At 74.9% G+C, this 16614-nt stretch carries 14 protein-coding genes; 8 read left to right on the forward strand and 6 right to left on the reverse strand.

The window, feature by feature from the left end; translation table 11 throughout:
• The first annotated feature begins 49 nt into the window (after positions 1 to 49).
• The 4 genes from HB370_RS35295 to HB370_RS35310 all read left to right on the forward strand — a co-directional run bounded on the left by HB370_RS35295 (position 50) and on the right by HB370_RS35310 (position 4328).
• Positions 50 to 1348 carry an alpha/beta fold hydrolase gene (locus HB370_RS35295; RefSeq protein ID WP_030780231.1) on the forward strand — a complete coding sequence of 433 codons (1299 nt, stop codon included), beginning with the start codon at positions 50 to 52 and terminating at the stop codon, positions 1346 to 1348.
• A 73-nt stretch (positions 1349 to 1421) separates the two neighbouring features.
• Entirely contained in the window at positions 1422 to 2222 is an 801-nt protein-coding gene (locus HB370_RS35300) for a MerR family transcriptional regulator (protein ID WP_030780228.1), read from the forward strand.
• Entirely contained in the window at positions 2219 to 3463 is a 1245-nt protein-coding gene (locus HB370_RS35305; protein WP_167513069.1) for a glycosyltransferase, read from the forward strand. Before HB370_RS35300 ends, HB370_RS35305 begins: the two co-directional genes overlap by 4 nt.
• A 10-nt stretch (positions 3464 to 3473) precedes the next feature.
• Positions 3474 to 4328 carry a pentapeptide repeat-containing protein gene (locus HB370_RS35310; protein ID WP_030780223.1) on the forward strand — a complete coding sequence of 285 codons (855 nt, stop codon included), beginning with the start codon at positions 3474 to 3476 and terminating at the stop codon, positions 4326 to 4328.
• Here HB370_RS35310 and HB370_RS35315 read toward each other — a convergent pair.
• Positions 4290 to 5861, reverse strand: coding sequence for a cytochrome P450 (locus HB370_RS35315; RefSeq protein WP_030780220.1), 1572 nt, complete (start codon positions 5859 to 5861; stop codon positions 4290 to 4292). The two genes, HB370_RS35310 and HB370_RS35315, sit on opposite strands and share 39 nt — an antisense overlap.
• Before the next feature lie 119 nt (positions 5862 to 5980).
• On the opposite strand from HB370_RS35315, the gene HB370_RS35320 reads away from it, so the two are divergent.
• Both HB370_RS35320 and HB370_RS35325 read left to right on the forward strand, forming a co-directional pair.
• Complete coding sequence (locus HB370_RS35320) at positions 5981 to 6589, forward strand: TetR/AcrR family transcriptional regulator (protein ID WP_030780216.1); 609 nt, start codon at positions 5981 to 5983, stop codon at positions 6587 to 6589.
• Positions 6590 to 6679: 90 nt separating this feature from the next.
• Positions 6680 to 7405, forward strand: coding sequence for a DUF2470 domain-containing protein (locus tag HB370_RS35325; RefSeq protein ID WP_030780213.1), 726 nt, complete (start codon positions 6680 to 6682; stop codon positions 7403 to 7405).
• On the opposite strand, the gene HB370_RS35330 is transcribed toward HB370_RS35325, so the two are convergent.
• From HB370_RS35330 to HB370_RS35345, 4 genes are all read right to left on the reverse strand, one after another.
• Positions 7373 to 8590, reverse strand: coding sequence for a lactonase family protein (locus HB370_RS35330; protein ID WP_208974471.1), 1218 nt, complete (start codon positions 8588 to 8590; stop codon positions 7373 to 7375). The genes HB370_RS35325 and HB370_RS35330 overlap by 33 nt on opposite strands.
• Positions 8591 to 8682: 92 nt before the next feature.
• Entirely contained in the window at positions 8683 to 9933 is a 1251-nt protein-coding gene (locus HB370_RS35335) for an FUSC family protein (protein ID WP_030780207.1), read from the reverse strand.
• 121 nt (positions 9934 to 10054) lie between these two features.
• Entirely contained in the window at positions 10055 to 10549 is a 495-nt protein-coding gene (locus HB370_RS35340; protein ID WP_030780204.1) for an FBP domain-containing protein, read from the reverse strand.
• A 100-nt stretch (positions 10550 to 10649) separates the two neighbouring features.
• Positions 10650 to 11291, reverse strand: a complete 642-nt coding sequence (locus tag HB370_RS35345) for a PAS domain-containing protein (RefSeq protein ID WP_030780201.1) — start codon at positions 11289 to 11291, stop codon at positions 10650 to 10652.
• Between the two features lie 317 nt (positions 11292 to 11608).
• On the opposite strand from HB370_RS35345, the gene HB370_RS35350 reads away from it, so the two are divergent.
• Together HB370_RS35350 and HB370_RS35355 are read left to right on the forward strand one after the other, a co-directional pair.
• The gene (locus HB370_RS35350) at positions 11609 to 14788 is read left to right on the forward strand and encodes a cytochrome P450 (RefSeq protein ID WP_030780187.1); all 3180 of its coding nucleotides are present in this window, start codon (positions 11609 to 11611) and stop codon (positions 14786 to 14788) included.
• A 214-nt stretch (positions 14789 to 15002) separates the two neighbouring features.
• The gene (locus HB370_RS35355; protein ID WP_030780184.1) at positions 15003 to 16292 is read left to right on the forward strand and encodes an ROK family transcriptional regulator; all 1290 of its coding nucleotides are present in this window, start codon (positions 15003 to 15005) and stop codon (positions 16290 to 16292) included.
• Positions 16293 to 16357: 65 nt separating this feature from the next.
• Here the strand turns inward: HB370_RS35355 and HB370_RS35360 are convergent, their stop codons facing one another.
• Entirely contained in the window at positions 16358 to 16609 is a 252-nt protein-coding gene (locus HB370_RS35360) for a hypothetical protein (protein ID WP_030780183.1), read from the reverse strand.
• Between the last annotated feature and the right edge of the window lie 5 nt (positions 16610 to 16614).

Consider the following 16614-nt stretch of genomic DNA (forward strand, 5'->3'; position numbering starts at 1 on the left):
CCATGTGCTGAACTGGGACGCGTCCGTACCGCTCGTCCCGGGAGACCCGTTGAGCCTCAGCTACCGCCAGCCCGGCGTCGTCCTCACCGACCACCGCTTCACCGTGCCCCTCGACCATGCCGATCCCGGGGGCGAGACCATCGAGCTGTACGCCCGCGAGGCGGTGGCGAGCGGCAAGGCCGGGCAGGACCTGCCCTGGCTGGTGTACCTCACGGGTGGCCCCGGCTTCGGGGCGAATCGCTTCGTCGGGCGTCAGTCCTGGCTCGACCGGGCCCTGGAGGAGTACCGCGTCCTGCTGCTCGACCAGCGCGGCACCGGCCGCTCCACCCCCGCCACCCGGCAGACGCTCCCGCTGCGCGGCGGCCCCGCCGCCCAGGCCGACTACCTCACCCACTTCCGCGCCGACTCCATCGTCCGCGACTGCGAGGCCATCCGCCCCCGCCTCACCGGCGGCGCCCCGTGGACCGTGCTCGGCCAGAGCTACGGCGGCTTCTGCACGGTGTCGTACCTCTCCCTCGCCCCCGAAGGCGTGCACACCGCGCTGATCACCGGCGGCCTGCCCTCCCTGCACGCCCACGCCGACGACGTCTACCGGGCCGCCTACCCGCGCATCGAGCGCAAGGTCGCCGCCCACTACGACCGTTACCCCGAGGACGTGCGGCGGGCCCGCCGGATCGCCGACCATCTCCTCACCCACGACGTGGTCCTGCCGAACGGCTACCGCTTCACCGTGGAGGCCTTCCAGTCCCTCGGCCACATGCTCGGCACGACCGACGGCAGCCACCGGCTGCACCTGCTGCTGGAGGACGCCTTCGTGCGCACACCGTCCGGCCACGAGCTGTCCGACGCCTTCCAGGAACAGGCGCAGACCCTGCTGTCGTACGCCGGCCACCCGCTCTACGCCCTCGTCCACGAGTCGATCTACGGCCAGGACGACCGCCCCACGGCCTGGGCCGCCGAACGCGTCCGCGCCGAGTTCCCGCAGTTCGACGCGGCCAAGGCGCTCGCCGGGGACGGCCCGGTGCTCTTCACCGGCGAGACCGTCCACCCCTGGATGTTCGAGTCCGACCCCGCCCTGCGGCCCCTGCGCGAGACCGCCGGCCTGCTCGCCGCCCGCACCGACTGGCGCCCGCTGTACGACCCGGCCCGCCTCGCCGCCAACGAGGTCCCCGTCGCCGCGGCCGTCTACCACGACGACATGTTCGTCGACGCCACCCACTCCCTTCAGACCGCCGCCGCGATCCGCGGCCTGCGCCCCTGGGTCACCAACGAGTACGAGCACGACGGCCTGCGCACCGCACCCCGGGTCCTGGACCGGCTGCTGTCCCTGGTCCGCGACGAGGCATGACGGGCGGCCCGGACCGGCTTGACCCTCCCCTTACGTCAGGCCGCAGCCTGTGACCGGACGAAAGGGCGGGCACATGGGCTACTCGGTGGGCCAGGTCGCGGCGTTCGCCGGGGTGACCGTGCGGACGCTGCACCACTACGACAGGACAGGGCTGCTCTCGCCCGGCGAGCGCAGCCCCGCCGGCTACCGCCGCTACGGCGACGCCGACCTGGCCCGGCTCCAGCAGATCCTCTTCTACCGCGAACTGGGCTTCCCGCTCGACGAGATCGCCGTCATCCTGCGCGACCCGCACGCCGACGCGCTCGGCCACCTCCGTGAGCGGCAGCGCCGGCTGCGCGAGGAGATCGCCCGGCTGGAACGGCTCGCGGAGGTGGCCGAGCAGGCCATCGAAGTACAGCGCACCGGGGTGCGGCTCAGCCCCGAGGAGCGTTTCGAGGTCTTCGGCGAGATCTCCTTCGACCTCAGCTACGCCACCGAGGCACAGCTGAAGTGGCGGGACTCGGCCGCGTACCGGGAGGCGATGGCACGGGCGGCCGGCCACGGTAAGGAGGACTGGCGGCGGCTGATGGCCGAGGCCGCCGCCTGGCGGACCGGCCTGCTCGCCGCCTTCGACGCCGGCGAACCCGCCGACGGCGAGCGGGCCATGGACCTCGCCGAGGAACACCGCCGCCATCTGACCCGCTGGTTCACCCCCTGCCCGCCGGACACCCACCGGCGCGTCGCCGACGACCTGGCCGCCGACCCGCGCGCCTTCGCCCTCCTCGTCCCGCCGTCACAGCAACGGCCCGGCCTCGCCGCGTACGTGAGCAAGGCGATCCACGCCAATGCCGCCCGCCGTGAGGCCGCCGGCCCGGATCCCGAGGAGCAGCCATGAGAATCCTGATCGCCACGGCCGGGTCGCGCGGTGACGTCGCCCCCTGCACCGGCGTGGGCGCCGTACTGGCCCGCGCCGGACACCAGGTGACGCTGGCCGCCACCGACGGCTTCGCCGGCCTCGCCCACGGTGCCGGGCTGGGATTCCGGCCGCTGACCGCCGACCCACGCGCGCACGGCGGGGCCGGGAGCCGGCGGGACCTCATGCGCACGGCCGCCGCCTTCGTCACGGAACTCGGCCGGGGGTTCGCCGACGCGGTCACCGACGACACGGACCTGCTCCTGCTGTCGGCCACCACCGCCCCGTTCGGCTGGCATCTCGCCGAGGCCACCGGCCTGCCCAGCCTCGGCCTGTACCTCCAGCCGACCGCGCCCACCGGCGACTTCCCGCCCGTGGTCATGGGCGCCCGGTCGCTGGGCCGGGCCGGCAACCGGGCGGCCGGCCGGTTCGCGCTGCGCATGACCGACCGGATCTACGCACCGGCGGTCGCCGAGCTGCGCCGCCGGCTCGGGCTGCCCCCGTTCACCGCCACCGCGATGCGCCGCCGCCGGGAACGGGCGCACTGGCCGGTGCTGCACGGCTTCAGCACGGCCCTCGTCCCCCGGCCCGCCGACTGGCGGCCCGGCCTGGAGGTCGCCGGCACCTTCTGGCCCCACGTGGCCACCGGCGAACGGCTGCCCGCCGCGCTGGAGGACTTCCTGCGGGCCGGGCCCCGGCCGGTCCTCGTCGGCTTCGGCAGCATGGCCGCCGGGCAGGGCGAGCGGCTGAGCGAGATCGCCGTGGCGGCGCTGCGCCGGGCGGGGCTGCGCGGCATCCTGCAGTCGGGCGCGGCCGGGCTCGCCGCCGACGGGGACGACCTGTTCACCGTCGGCGAGGTGCCGCACGCCCTGCTGTTCCCGCAGCTGGCCGCCGTCGTCCACCACGCCGGGGCGGGCACCACCGCCGCCGCGCTGCGCGCCGCCGTGCCCTCGGTCGCCGTACCCACCGCGGCCGACCAGCCGTTCTGGGCCGCCAGGCTCACCGCGCTCGGCGCCGCTCCGGCCCCGGTCCCGCTGCGCGGCCTCTCCGCGGAACGGCTCGCCGCGGCGCTCACCGAGGTGACGGGCCGGCAGGCGTACGCGGCCGCCGCCGCGCGGGCCGCCCGTCACATGGCCCTGGAGGACGGCGCGGACCGGGTGCGGGCCGCCGTCGAACGGGTGGCCGATCGACGCGACGGACAGGGAGCTTTCGCAGGTCAGTAGGCTGGTCCCCATGCCGGAGAAGACAACCGACCCCGCCGACCTGCGGGGCGACTGCGCACAGTGCTTCGGACTGTGCTGCGTCGCCCTGCCCTTCGCCCGCTCCGCCGACTTCGCGGCGGACAAGCCCGCGGGCACCCCCTGCTCGAACCTCCGGGACGACCACCGCTGCGGCATCCACGCCCGCCTGCGGCAGCAGGGCTTCACCGGCTGCACGGTCTACGACTGCTTCGGCGCCGGGCAGAAGGTGTCCCAGGTCACCTTCGGCGGGCGGGACTGGCGCGGCGCGCCGAAGGAGCACGCGCGCCGCATGTTCGACGTGTTCCCGGTCGTCCGGCAGCTGCACGAGCTGCTGTGCTACCTGACGGAGGCGCTGGGACTGTCCGCCGCCGCGCCCGTCCACCCCGAGCTGCGCGAGGCCCTGGAACACACCGAGCGGCTCACCCGGCAGAGCCCCGAGGAGCTGGCCGCGCTGGACGTGGCCGCGCACCGGCAGGAGGTGAACGTGCTCCTGCTGCGCACCAGCGAGCTGGTCCGGGCCGGCGCCACCGGCAAGGGCAACGGCAAGAGGAAGGCGAAGGGCAAGGACCGGCGGGGCGCGGACCTGATCGGCGCCCGGCTCAGGGGCGCCGATCTGCGTGGGGCGAGCCTGCGCGGTGCCTGCCTCATCGCCGCCGACCTCACCGGGGCCGACCTGCGCGACGCGGACCTGATCGGCGCGGACCTGCGGGACGCCGATCTCACCGACGCGGACCTGACCGGGGCCTTCTTCCTCACCCAGCCGCAGGTCAACTCCGCGCGGGGCGGCGCCGGTACGCGTCTGCCGGTGTCAGTCACCCGCCCCGCGCACTGGGCAGCGGCCGGCTGAACGGGGCTCCGCCGGGTGCTGCCGCCGGGCGGCGGCGGGTTCGTCCTGATCCAGGGGGACCGTGTGCCGCGCCCCTTCGGGGGGCCGGTGTCGTCGCTCCAGCCGTAGCCGCAGCCCCTCCGGCATCAGGGTCAGGCGTTCGGTGACGGTCAGGCGGTAGCCGGGGTCGGCGTGCAGCTCGTAGCGGCGCAGCAGCAGACCGAGGACCAGGGTCGCCTCGTGCAGGGCGAACTGCCGGCCGATGCAGGCCCGGGCCCCGGTGCCGAACGGCTTGAAGGTGTGCGGCGGACGGGCGCGTACGGCCGCCGGGGTGAAGCGGTCCGGGTCGAACCGCTCGGGGTCCGGGCCCCACACCTCCGGTGCGCGGTGCAGCATCGGCGTCAGCACCAGGGCCCACGCGCCCCGGCGCATCGGGTGCTCCCCGGCCAGGACCGTGTCCTCGCGGGCCTCCCGGGCGAAGGCGGGCGCGGTCGGCCACAGCCTGAGCGACTCGTCCAGTACCCGGCGGACGTAGCGCAGCCGGGCGACCTGGTCGTAGCGGGGGTGCGGGGTGTCGCCCCAGACGCGGTCCACCTCGGCCCGGGCCCGGGCGGCGATCTCCGGGTGCCGGGCGAGGTAGTACAGGGCGAAGGAGAGCGCGCCCGAGGTGGTCTCGTGGCCGGCCACCAGGAACGTGATGACCTGCTTGCGGACGTTCTGCGGGGACAGCCGCTCCCCGGTCACCGGGTGCGCGGTGGCCAGCATGCGGTCCAGCAGGTCTCCTTCGCCGGCCCCGGACCGGCGCCGGGCCGCGACCAGTTCGTCCACCGTGCGGTTCAGGCAGGCCATGTCGGCAGCGTTGCGCCGGGTCGCGGTGCGCAGCAGCAGCGGGGCCAGCGGGACGGGGACGGTGTTGAGGCGCTGGGCGTAGCCGAGGGTGCCGACCATCGCGGTGACGAAGGGGTGCGGCCGGTCGCGTTCGAAGGAGCCGAAGTCGTGCCCGAAGCCGGTCCGCGCGATGGTCTCCAGGGTCAGCCGGGTCATGTCGCCGGGCACGTCCACCGTGCGTCCGGCCGCCAGCCGCCGGTCCCAGTGGTCGGTGAGCCGGCCGGCCACGGACAGCATCATGCCGTGGTAGCCCTCCATGGCCTCCCGGCTGAACCCGGGCGCCAGGACGTCGTGCGCCAACTGCCAGTTGGGCTCGTGGTTGTAGGCGGTGAACAGGCCGTCCCCGGCCACCGGCCGCAGGTTGGCGACGCCCAGCCCGACGTGCTTGGCGAACCGTGACTCGTCGGCGAGGTCGGCGACCAGCCGGGCCCCCCACACCAGCACGAACTCGTTGCCGAAGACCCGCCGCCGGAAGATCGGGCCCAGCGCCCGGGCATGCCGCAGGGAGTCCTGGAGCGGACGGTGCCGGTCGATGCCGAGCACATCGCCGAGCAGCGGCAGCCGGCGCGGCGGGTGCGGTATGCGGTGCAGCTCGGGCCAGCCCCGCTCGGCGCTCCGGAAGCCCTTCGGCGGTCGGTTCCCCCTGGTCTTCGTCGTTTCCGCCATGCTTGATCCCCCTTGATCCAGCGGATGGTTGACGCCGCCCCCGCACGTGTTGGACGTGGGTTCAATAACGCGTTTCAGTGTGGTGCCGTATTAGAACCGGCGTCAAGTAGAGTGACGCCATGCCCGCGAACGAGGGGGAGCGCGCCCGGCGCCGGCTCAGTACCGAAGAGCGCCGTGAGCAGTTGCTGTCGGTCGGCGCGAAGCTGTTCTCCGAGAGCGCCTACGACGATGTGTGGGTGGAGCGGGTCGCCGAGATCGCCGGGGTGTCGCGGGGGCTGCTGTATCACTACTTCCCCACCAAGCGGGAGTTCTTCGCCGCGGTCGTGGAGCGCGAGAGCGAGCGGATGCTGCGGATGACGGCGGCCGTGCCCGGGGTGCCGGTGCGCGAGCAGCTGACCGTCGGCCTCGACGCCTACCTCGGCTATGTCGAGGCCCACGCGCACGGCTTCCGCGCCTTCCACCGTGCCGCCGCGGCCGGTGACCCCGCCGTGCGCCGCGTCTATCAGCGGGCGCTGGCCGCGCAGGAGCGGCAGATCCTGGCCGCGTTCGCCGCCGACCCCGAGTTCGGGCCGGTCGTCGAGCGCGCCCCGGAGGTGTGCCTGGCGGTGCGCGGCTGGCTCGCCTTCACCACCGCCGTGTGTCTGGAATGGCTCGGCGGGAAGGGCGAGTTGGGTCGCGAGCGGGTGCGCGACCTGTGCGCCCGCGCGCTGCTGGGTGTCCTCGCGTGACCCGGACCGACTCCGTCCGCCGGTGCGGCGTGGTTGGCGCGCGCCCCGAACTCCGATAGGTTAGGCAAGGCTTACCTAAGGAGGTCTCGGATGGGTGACACGCAGGACTGGACGGCCGCCCCCGGCGCGGCGGAACGGGCACGCACGGTGCTGTCCCTCGCGTGGTCGTGCGCGGTGACCGCGGACGGCGTGCGCGAGGAGTACGCCGGAGCGCACACCGTCACCGAGGACGGCCGGGTGCGGCTGACGGTCCCCGACGACAGCGGCCTGTTCGCCGCGTCCCTGTGCGCCCCCCGCCAGGAGCCCTCCGCCCTGCTGGAGTTCGCCGACGTCGCCCCCGTACCGGTGCGCAACCGGATCCGGGCCCGGCTCTGGCTCTCCGGCTGGCTCGCCCCCTCCGAGGGCGCCCTGCTCTTCCGTCCCACCCGCGTCGTGCTCCGGCAGGCCTCCGGGCCCGTCGTCGTCGACCTCGACGAGTTCGCCGCCGCCCGGCCCGACCCCCTCGCCGAGGCCGAGGCACGGCTGCTCACCCACCTCGCCGACGCCCACCCGGACGCCGTCGAGCGGCTCAGCCGCCTGGTGCGGCCGGAGAGCCTGCACGCCGCGACCCGGGTGGTCCCGCTCGCCGTCGACCGGCACGGGCTGACCCTGCGCATCGAACGCACCCGCGCCCACGGTGACGTACGGCTGCCCTTCCACGCGCCCGCCGACGACGTCCCCCAGCTCACCGAGCGCGTGCACGCCCTGCTGGCCCAGGCCGCCGCCACGGGCTGCCCCCGGGCGCTACAGCGGCAGCGCGCAGACGGCGACGGGTGACGCGAACGGCTCGCCGGCCGGGCTCAGCCGTCCACTGCCCGCGTCGACGTGGAAGACGGTGACCGTGCCGGAGCGCTGATTCGCCGCGAACAGCAGCCGGCCGTCCGGGGAGAACGCGATCTGCCGCGGGAAGTCCCCGCCCACCGGCACCGTCCCCAGCAGCCGCAGCCGGGCCCCCGCGGACTCCACGGCGTACCGGGCGAGGCTGTTGTGGCCCCGGTTGGCCAGGTACGCGAACCGGCCGTCCGCCGTCACCAGGAGCTGCGCCGGATAGTTGGTGCCGCCGTCCGAGCCCGTCGGCTGCGGCGCGCCGACGCTCAGCCGCCCGGAGCGCGGGTCGTAGGCGCACACGGCCACCGTGTCGTCCAGCTCGTTGGCCAGGTAGGCGTACCGGCCGCCGGGATGGAAGGTCAGATGGCGCGGGCCCGCGCCGGGCCGGGTGTGCGCCCGGGCGGCCTCCGTGAGCGTGCCCCGCACCGGATCCAGGCGGTAGGTGTAGACGGTGTCGGTGCCCAGGTCCACGGCGAGTACGTGCCGTCCGTCGGGACTGGTGACGAACTGGTGCGCGTGCGGACCCTGTTGGCCGGGTCCGGGCGGCGGCGAGGTGTGCGTGACCCGGTCGGTGCGCTCGCCCAGGGCCCCCGAGGCGTCGATCGGGTGCACCGAGACGCTGCCCGAGCCGTAGTCGGCGCTCAGCAGCCAGCGACCGGTGGGATGCACCGACAGATGGCAGGGACCCGCGCCGCCGGTGCTCCGGGTGCCGAGGACCCGCCGGTCGGCGAGGCGTACGGCGGTCACCGCGCCGTCCTGCCGTTCGGCCACCGCGTACAGCGTCCGGCCGTCCGGGTGCACGGCCAGATACGACGGGTCGGACACCCCGGTCAGCGTCCCCTCCCCGGTGATCCGGCCCGACCGGGGGTCGTACGACGCGATGCCGATGCCGGTGCCGCCGCCCGCCACGGACGTGTAGGTGCCCACGTACAGCGGGCGCGGCCCCGGCGCTCCCCGGGACGGCGCGGCGGGTTCCGGCGCACCCCGCGTCGCCCGGGCGTCCGCCGCCGGGGTCACCCGGGCCGTGCACGCGGTGACGGCGGCCGTGCCGGCCACGGCCCCGACGAACCGGCGCCTGGTCCACCCGCCGCCGCTCTCCCGGCTGCGCGCGGACGTCCGTGACTGCGTCTCCATGCCCCACCTCAGGTCGTCGGCCGGCCCGCTCCTGACAGGACACCTTGGCCCGCACCCGCCGCCAGGGGCAACCCGTGCGGCCCCGGCGCACCTCACCGGGAACGGCTGCCGAGGCCCGCGCGATTGCGCCACAGCTCCTCCTGGACGCCGAGCCAGTCACGCAGCCGGGCCAGCCGCGGCAGCTTGGCCCGGTGCTCGCGGGAGACCCGGTCCAGCTCCTCCAGCAGCCGCCGGGTGCGGTGCTCGGTGTTCAGCTCGTCGATGATCCTGGTCGTCTCGGTCAGCACGGCGCCCAGCAGCTGCCAGTCCGTCCAGTCCTTGGCGATCTCCTCCCGGAGCAGCTCCGCCAGCCGGTCGCGGGTGCCGGCCGCCGTGTGCAGCTCGGCCGACAGCCGGGCCTCGGCCGACTCGGCGTCCTGGCTCAGATCCGTGGTCACCAGCACCGCGAAGCTGACCACCGCGTCGGCGATCTCCGACAGCAGCTGTTCCACGGTCGCCCCCACCCGGGGCGGGAACAGGTCCTGCGCGCCACGGGCCTTCGCCAGGTCGGTGAACGAGCGGGCCAGCACCCGCAGCACCACCGTGCAGATCTCCAGCGTGTCCAGACCGGTGCGCAGCACCACCCGGTGCAGCAGCCCCTCCTTCACCCGCGGATTGAGCCGCAGACTGTCCTCCGCCTGCCGCAGCGCCGCGTCCACCCCCGTGATGTCGTGGTCCAGCCGGCGTGCCTCGTGCAGCCGCTCGGCCGCCCGCTGCCAGGGGACCCGGCCCGCGGCCTCCTCGCCCATCCGCAGCATCAGCTGCCGCACCCGCCGGGCCAGGCCCTCGATGGACCGGCCCGCCTCGTCCACCCACACGGGCGGTGGCAGCAGCAGATTGCAGGCGGTGCCGACGGCCGCGCCGATCAGCGTCTCCACGATCCGGGCCCACGCGGTGTACCCGACCGTGGCGCCGAGCACCAGCATGGCACTGATCGCCACCTCGGCCGTGTACTCGTCCACCCGCACCAGCCGGCCCACGGCCAGCGCGGCGACGATGAGCAGCGCCAGGCTCCACCAGGTCAGCCCCACCAGCACACTGAACGCGATGGCGACCAGCACACCGGCGACCACCGAGTTCACCCGGCGGATGCCGTTGGTCAGCGTGGCGTAGAACGTCACCTGGACGACCAGCAGCGCGGTCAGCGGCGCGGTGAGCGGGGCCGGCTCCGGGCTCAGCCGGAGCGCGATGACATAGGCGACCGACGCGGCCGCAGCCGACCGCAGCGTCTGGACGACCGCCGGGTCCCGGCGACGCCTCAGCACCTGCCGCAGGTCCGGGGTCCACTTCCGTACGTTGATCATCCTTTGGCCTGTTCCCGTTACCCGGGCAGGTCGAACGTGGCCGTTCGCGGTCTGTTTCCGGCCATGCCCGCCACGGCGTGTGCCGGACGGCTCCCAGACGTGCGGCTTGTCCGGGAAGGAGTCAGGCGTACAGCTTGTCCAGGAAGGCGAAGAGGTTGTCCCGGGTCCGGGCGATCTGTTCCTCCAGGGTCAGGCTCTCCTCGAACCGCACCCCGGACTCCGGCGCCTTCCTGCCCCGTACGTACAGCGAACACGCCAGGTCGGTGCACATGTACAGCCCGACCGAGTTCCCCTCCCGGCCGGCCGTGCCCGCCTTGCGCGCGGTCATCAGCGACACCCCGCCGCCGGGATGCGTGGTCAGGCACACCGAGCACAGGCTGCGGTGCAGGAAGCCGCGCTGCGAGGACGGGTAGCGCAGGGCCACACCGGTGAGACGGCCGTCGCGCTCGGTGACCAGATAGCTACGGTCGGGCGCGCCGGGATCGCGCCAGCCGAGGAAGTCCAGATCGTCCCAGGGGCGTTCCCCGAGATCGCGCGGCACGGCCAGACGCTTGGCCTCGCCCTTGGAGCAGTTGACGAAGGAGGCGCGGATGTCCTGCTCGGTGAGCGGTCTCATGGGGGTCCTTCCGGATACGACGAAACGCTGCCTAGGGATCCTAGGCACGCGGCTATCGTATTTAGCCCCAGTGGAGTGTGCTAATGGTTTTCCGTGGGGGCTACTCGGACTCCTCCGCCCGCGCTCTCGGGGGCCAGACCCCGGGCAGCAGCACGCCCAAGGCGTAGGCGCGGGCGACCAGTTCGGTGCGGTTGGCGGCGCCCCAGCGTGCCGACAGCCGCCGCAGGTGATAGGTGACACCGTCCCTGCTGAGACCCAGCTCACGGGCGGCGCGGGCGGTGGTGGCCCCGCCGGCCAGCAGCGCCAGCACCTGCCGCTCCACCTCCGTGGTGGGCACCGGCTCGGACCCGGGCGCGGTGCGCTCGCCCAGCACCCGCAGCATCACCAGCAGCGCCGGTGTCTCCTGCGCGCTGTCGCTCACCGGATCCGCGGTCAGTTCCCCGTACCGCTCCGCCCCGCCGGGTGCCCGCCAGCACACCGACACCTGATAGCGGGAGCGGTGCCGCAGCCGCAGCGCCTCGGCGATCCGCTCCACCTGGCCGGCCTCCTGCGGCCGGAACAGCTCCAGCACCTGCCGGCCGCGCAGCCGGCCCGGGGTGGTACCGCACTCCGCGGCCATCGCGGGGTTCGCCAGCACCACCTGGCCGTACACATCGCACACCGCCACCGGCACCGACACCCGGTCGAACACCAGCAGCGCGCGATTGCGCCAGGTCACCGCGTCGGCCCGTCCCGCCTCCATCGCACCTCCCGGTCCGCCGGCCGCCCGCCCATCAAAGAGGAAAAGGCAGGTCAGCGGCAACTCGGGGCCTCGGCGGGCGCGGCCTTTCCGGCCGCGCGGCGATCAGCCGTACCCTGCTGCGGGCTGCGGGCTGCGGGCTGCGGGCTGCGGGCTGCGGTCGGTAGGCGGTAGGCGGTAGGCGGTAGGCGCGCGGGCCGCGCAAGAGCCGTCGCCGACTTTCCCCTACACGATCGTGTAGTGCCATGGCGCCGGTTCGGCCCGCCCGTCGACCACCCTGGAACGCAGGAGTCCGTTCCCGCGAAAGGCAGTTGTCGCGCATGCCCCCCACCGCACTGCACCCCGAGCCCGCCGCCACCCTGCCCGGCGTCCCCGTCCTCGACATCACCGCCACCGGCCCCGGCCGGACCCCCATCCAGCAGGTGATGGGGCTGATGCGGGAGCACGGCCCGGTGCTGGTGCGCCGGCTGCACGGCCGGGACGCGCTGTTCGTCGCCGACACGGACCTGGTCGCCGACCTCGCCGACGAGGAGCGGTTCGCCAAGCACGTCGGACCCGCCCTGGAGAACGTCCGCGAGTTCGCCGCCGACGGCCTGTTCACCGCGTACAACGACGAGCCCAACTGGGCCAAGGCGCACGACATCCTGATGCCCGCCTTCGCGCTCGGCTCGATGCGCACCTACCACCCGGTGATGCTGAAGGTGGCCCGCCGCCTCATCGACTCCTGGGACCGGGCGGCCCGGGACGGCCGGCCCGTCGACGTGCCCGACGACATGACCCGCATGACCCTCGACACCATCGGACTGGCCGGATTCGACTACGACTTCGGCTCCTTCGAGCGCGCCGAACCGCACCCCTTCGTGGAGTCGATGGTCCGCTGCCTGGAGTGGAGCATGACCCGCCTGGCCCGTACCCCCGACGGGGACCACACGGCCGCCGACGCCGCCTTCCGCGCCGACGCCGACTACCTCGCCCGGGTCGTGGACGACGTCATCGCCGCCCGCACCGGCACCGACCAGAGCGGCGCGCAGGACCTGCTCGGGCTGATGCTGAGCGCCCCGCACCCCGCCGACGGCACCACCCTGGACCCGGCCAACATCCGCAACCAGGTCATCACCTTCCTGATCGCCGGCCACGAGACCACCTCCGGCGCCATGTCCTTCGCCCTGTACTACCTCGCCAAGCACCCCGCCGTGCTCCGGCTCGTCCAGCGCGAGGCCGACGCGCTGTGGGGCGACGCCCCCGACCCCGAGCCGACGTACGACGACATCGGCCGGCTCACCTACACCCGCCAGGTCCTCAACGAGGCGCTGCGGCTGTGGCCGACGGCCGCCGCGTTCAGCCGGCACGCCCGCGAGGACACCCTGCTCGGCGGCCGGCTCCCGCTGCGCGCCGGCCAGGCCGTCACCGTGCTCACGCCGATGCTGCACCGCCAGACCGTGTGGGGCGACAACCCCGAGCTGTTCGACCCCGAGCGGTTCACCCCCGAGGCCGAGGCGGCCCGCCCGGTGCACGCCTACAAGCCGTTCGGCACCGGAGAACGCGCCTGCATCGGGCGGCAGTTCGCGCTGCACGAGGCGACCATGCTGCTCGCCCTGCTGGTCCACCGCTACCGGCTGCACGACCACGCCGGCTACCGGCTCACCGTGAAGGAGACCCTCACCCTCAAGCCCGAGGGCTTCACCCTCACGCTCACCCCGCGCACCGCCGCCGACCGCGCGCACGCCCCGCTGCCCGGCACCGCCCCCGCGCCCGCCCAGGACACCCCGGCCCCGGACACCCTCCCGGCCCGGGTCCGCCCCGGCACCCGCGCGCTGTTCCTGCACGGCAGCAACTACGGCACCTGCCGCGACTTCGCCGCCCGGCTCGCCGACGAGGCCGCCGCCGTCGGCTGCGCCACCGAGGTCGCCGCGCTGGACGCCTACGCGGACGGCCTGCCCACCGACCGGCCCGTGATCATCACCGCCGCCTCCTACAACGGCCGCCCCACCGACGACGCCACCGCCTTCACCGCCTGGCTCGACGGCACCCCCGACCTGACCGGCGTGACCTACGCCGTCCTCGGCGTCGGCGACCGCAACTGGGCCGCCACCTACCAGCAAATCCCCACCCGCGTCGACGCCCGCCTCGCCGAACTCGGCGCCACCCGGCTCACCGAGCGCGCCGCCGCCGACGCCTCCGGCGATCTCACCGGCACCGTACGGGAGTTCACGGACCGCCTGCGCACCGCGCTGCTCACGCAGTACGGCGACCCGGACGCCGGGACCGGCACCCCGGAGGAGCCCGCCCACGCCTACGCGGTACGCACCCTGACCGGCGGCCCGCTGGACGCCCTCGCCGAACGGCACGGCCTGGTCCCGATGACCGTCACCGAGGCCCACGACCTCACCGCGCCCGGCCACCCCCGCACCAAGCGGTTCCTGCGCATCGCCCTGCCCGAGGGCGTCACCTACCGCACCGCCGACCACCTGACCGTGCTGCCCGCCAACGCGCCCGAGCTGGTGGACCGGGCGGTCGCCGCGTTCGGTCTCGACGCCGACGCCGTCCTGGACATCCGGGCCACCCGCCCGCGCCGCGACAACATCGCCGTGGACCGGCCGCTGACGGTACGCGAACTCCTCACCCACCACGTGGAGTTGCAGGAACGGCCGACCGACCGGCAGCGGGCCCTGCTCGCCGAGGCCAACCCTTGCCCGCCCGAGCGCGCCGCCCTCGCCGCCCTGCCCGGCGACGACCCCCGCACCCTGCTGGAGCTGGCCGAGGACCACCCCGCGCTGCGCGGCGCCCTCGCCTGGCCGGTCCTGCTCGACCTGCTCACCCCGTTGCGACCCCGCCACTACTCCATCTCCTCCGCGCCGGCGGCCGACGCCCGCCACGCCGACCTCATGGTGTCCGTGCTCGACGCCCCGGCACGCTCCGGCAGGGGCCGCTACCGGGGCACCGGCTCCGGCCACCTCGCCTCGCTGCGGCCCGGCGACACCGTGTACGCCCGGGTCCAGCCCTGCCGTGAGGCGTTCCGCGTCGACGGCTCGGCGCCGGTGGTGATGGTCGCCGCCGGCACCGGTCTCGCGCCGTTCCGGGGCGCCGTCGCCGACCGGCTGGCCGCCCTCCGCGCGGGCGCCGAACTCCCGCCCGCCCTGCTGTACTTCGGCTGTGACGCGCCCGACGCCGACTTTCTGCACGCCGACGAGCTGCGGGCCGCCGAGCGGGCCGGCGCCATCGCGCTGCGCCCGGCCTTCAGCGCCGCCCCCGTGAACGGCGCCGCGTTCGTCCAGCACCGCATCGCCGCCGAGGCCGACGAGGTGTGGCGGCTGCTGGGCGCCGGAGCGCGGGTGTACGTGTGCGGCGACGGCGCCCGCATGGCACCCGGCGTCCGCGAGGCGTTCCGTACCCTGTACCGCGAACACACCCCGGACGCCGACGCGGCGCAGGCCGAGCGCTGGCTCGACGCGCTGGTGGCGGACGGACGTTACGTGGAGGACGTGTACGCGGCCGGCTGAGCCCGGGCGTGGGGGAGGGGCGCGGTGGGGCGAATCCGGCGGGTGCCGGAAGGGGCGGGGGTCCGCCCGCCCGTCCCTCCGCCCCTCCGGGCCTGCTGGACGACAGCACGCGTTCCGCTTAGCTCACAGCATGAACTAAGGCGTGGGGTAATGTCGCGCCCCGCTGCCCGAAGGAGTATGTTGCAGGTCGGGGACGGTTCGTGAAGGGAGCCACATGGCGGGGCGCAACGGGCGTACGGTACGCGACCTGAGGCGGGGCAACCGCACGGCGGTGCTCCAGCGGCTGTACTTCGACGGCCCGCTCAGCCGTTTCGAGCTGGGCCCGGCCACCGGACTCAGTTCCGGCTCGGTCAGCAACGTGGTCGCGGACCTGATCGCGGACGGCCTGGTGGAGGAGGCCGGCAGCGTCGACTCCGACGGCGGCCGGCCCCGCACCCTGCTGCGCGTCGCCCCGCACAGCGGACAGATGATCGGCGTCGACGTCGGCGAAACCCGCGTCCGCGTCGAGCTGTTCGACCTGGCCCTGACCGAGCTGGCCCGGGTGGAAAGGCCGTTGACCCCACAGGGCTACGACGTCGATGTCATCGCCGGTCACATCCGCGACGGCGTCGCCGAGGTCCTCACCGCCGAACAGGCCGCCCCCGACCGGCTGCTGGGCGTCGGCGTCGGCGTCCCGGGCATCGTCGAACACACCCCGGACCAGGGCGCCGTCGTCCACGGCCAGACCATCGGCTGGGACGCCGTCCCGCTGGAGCGGCTGCTGCGCTCCGCCTCCCCGCTCCCCGACGGGGTGCCGTACCTCATCGACAACGGCGCCAAGACCCTCGGCCAGGCCGAGATGTGGTTCGGCGCCGGGCGCGGCGCCCGCAACGCCGTGGTCGTGCTGTTCGGCTCCGGCGTCGGCGCCTGCCTGGTCACGCCCGAGGTGGAGCACGGGCGGGCCGTAGAGTGGGGCCATCTGACGGTACGGGTGCGCGGCCGGCGCTGCCGCTGCGGCGCCCCCGGCTGCCTGGAGGCGTACGCCGGCGCGGAGTCGCTGCTCGCCCGCTGGCGCGAGGAGGGCGGCCGCCCGCCCGAGGACACGGACGAGGAGACCGCGCTCACCGCGATGCTCGCCGCCGCGTACCCGCCCGAGGGCACCGCGCCGGACCCGGTCGCGCTGGCCGTCCTGGAGGAGACCGCCGAGTACCTCGGCGCCGGCCTGTCCGACCTGATCAACCTCTTCCAGCCCGAGCGCATCCTGATCGGCGGCTGGGCGGGCCTCCAGCTGGGCACCCGCTTCCTGCCCGCCGTCCGCCGGCACGCGGCGACGTACGCCCTGCGCCATCCGGGCGACCAGGTGACCATCGACCTCGGCCGGCTCGGCCCGGACGCGGTGACCGTCGGCGCCGCGATCCTCCCCCTGGCCGACTTCTTCGCCAGCGGCGGGCGCCGCCCGGAACCGGCCGGCGAGACCCCGCTCCCCACCTGGCACACGGCCCTCCAGGAGAGGGCGCCGCACTGATCCCGGACGCGACCCGGTGACGCGTGCGGTCCGGCGCGACTCCGGCAGGCGCCCCCCGTGCGGTCCTACGCCGGTGACTCGTCCGGGCCGGGGTGCTCCGGGTGCACCGTGCCCGTCCGGGGCGCGCCGCGCGGGCCGGTGCCGGCCTCGTCCGTGTCCGGCGCGGTGTCCTCGCGGTCCTCGTCCCGCCCGTCCTCGGCGGGCCGCCCCGGGGCGCTGACGTCCCACCGGTCCTCCCCGGCGCCGACCTGCTGGTCGGGCATGTCCCTGGGCACCGGCCGCTCCTCGCCGCCGGACCCGGGTTCCCGTACTGCCATGGTGT

This window comes from Streptomyces sp. DSM 40868, from assembly GCF_011820545.1.
GTDB classification, from domain to species: Bacteria; Actinomycetota; Actinomycetes; order Streptomycetales; family Streptomycetaceae; genus Streptomyces; species Streptomyces eurythermus.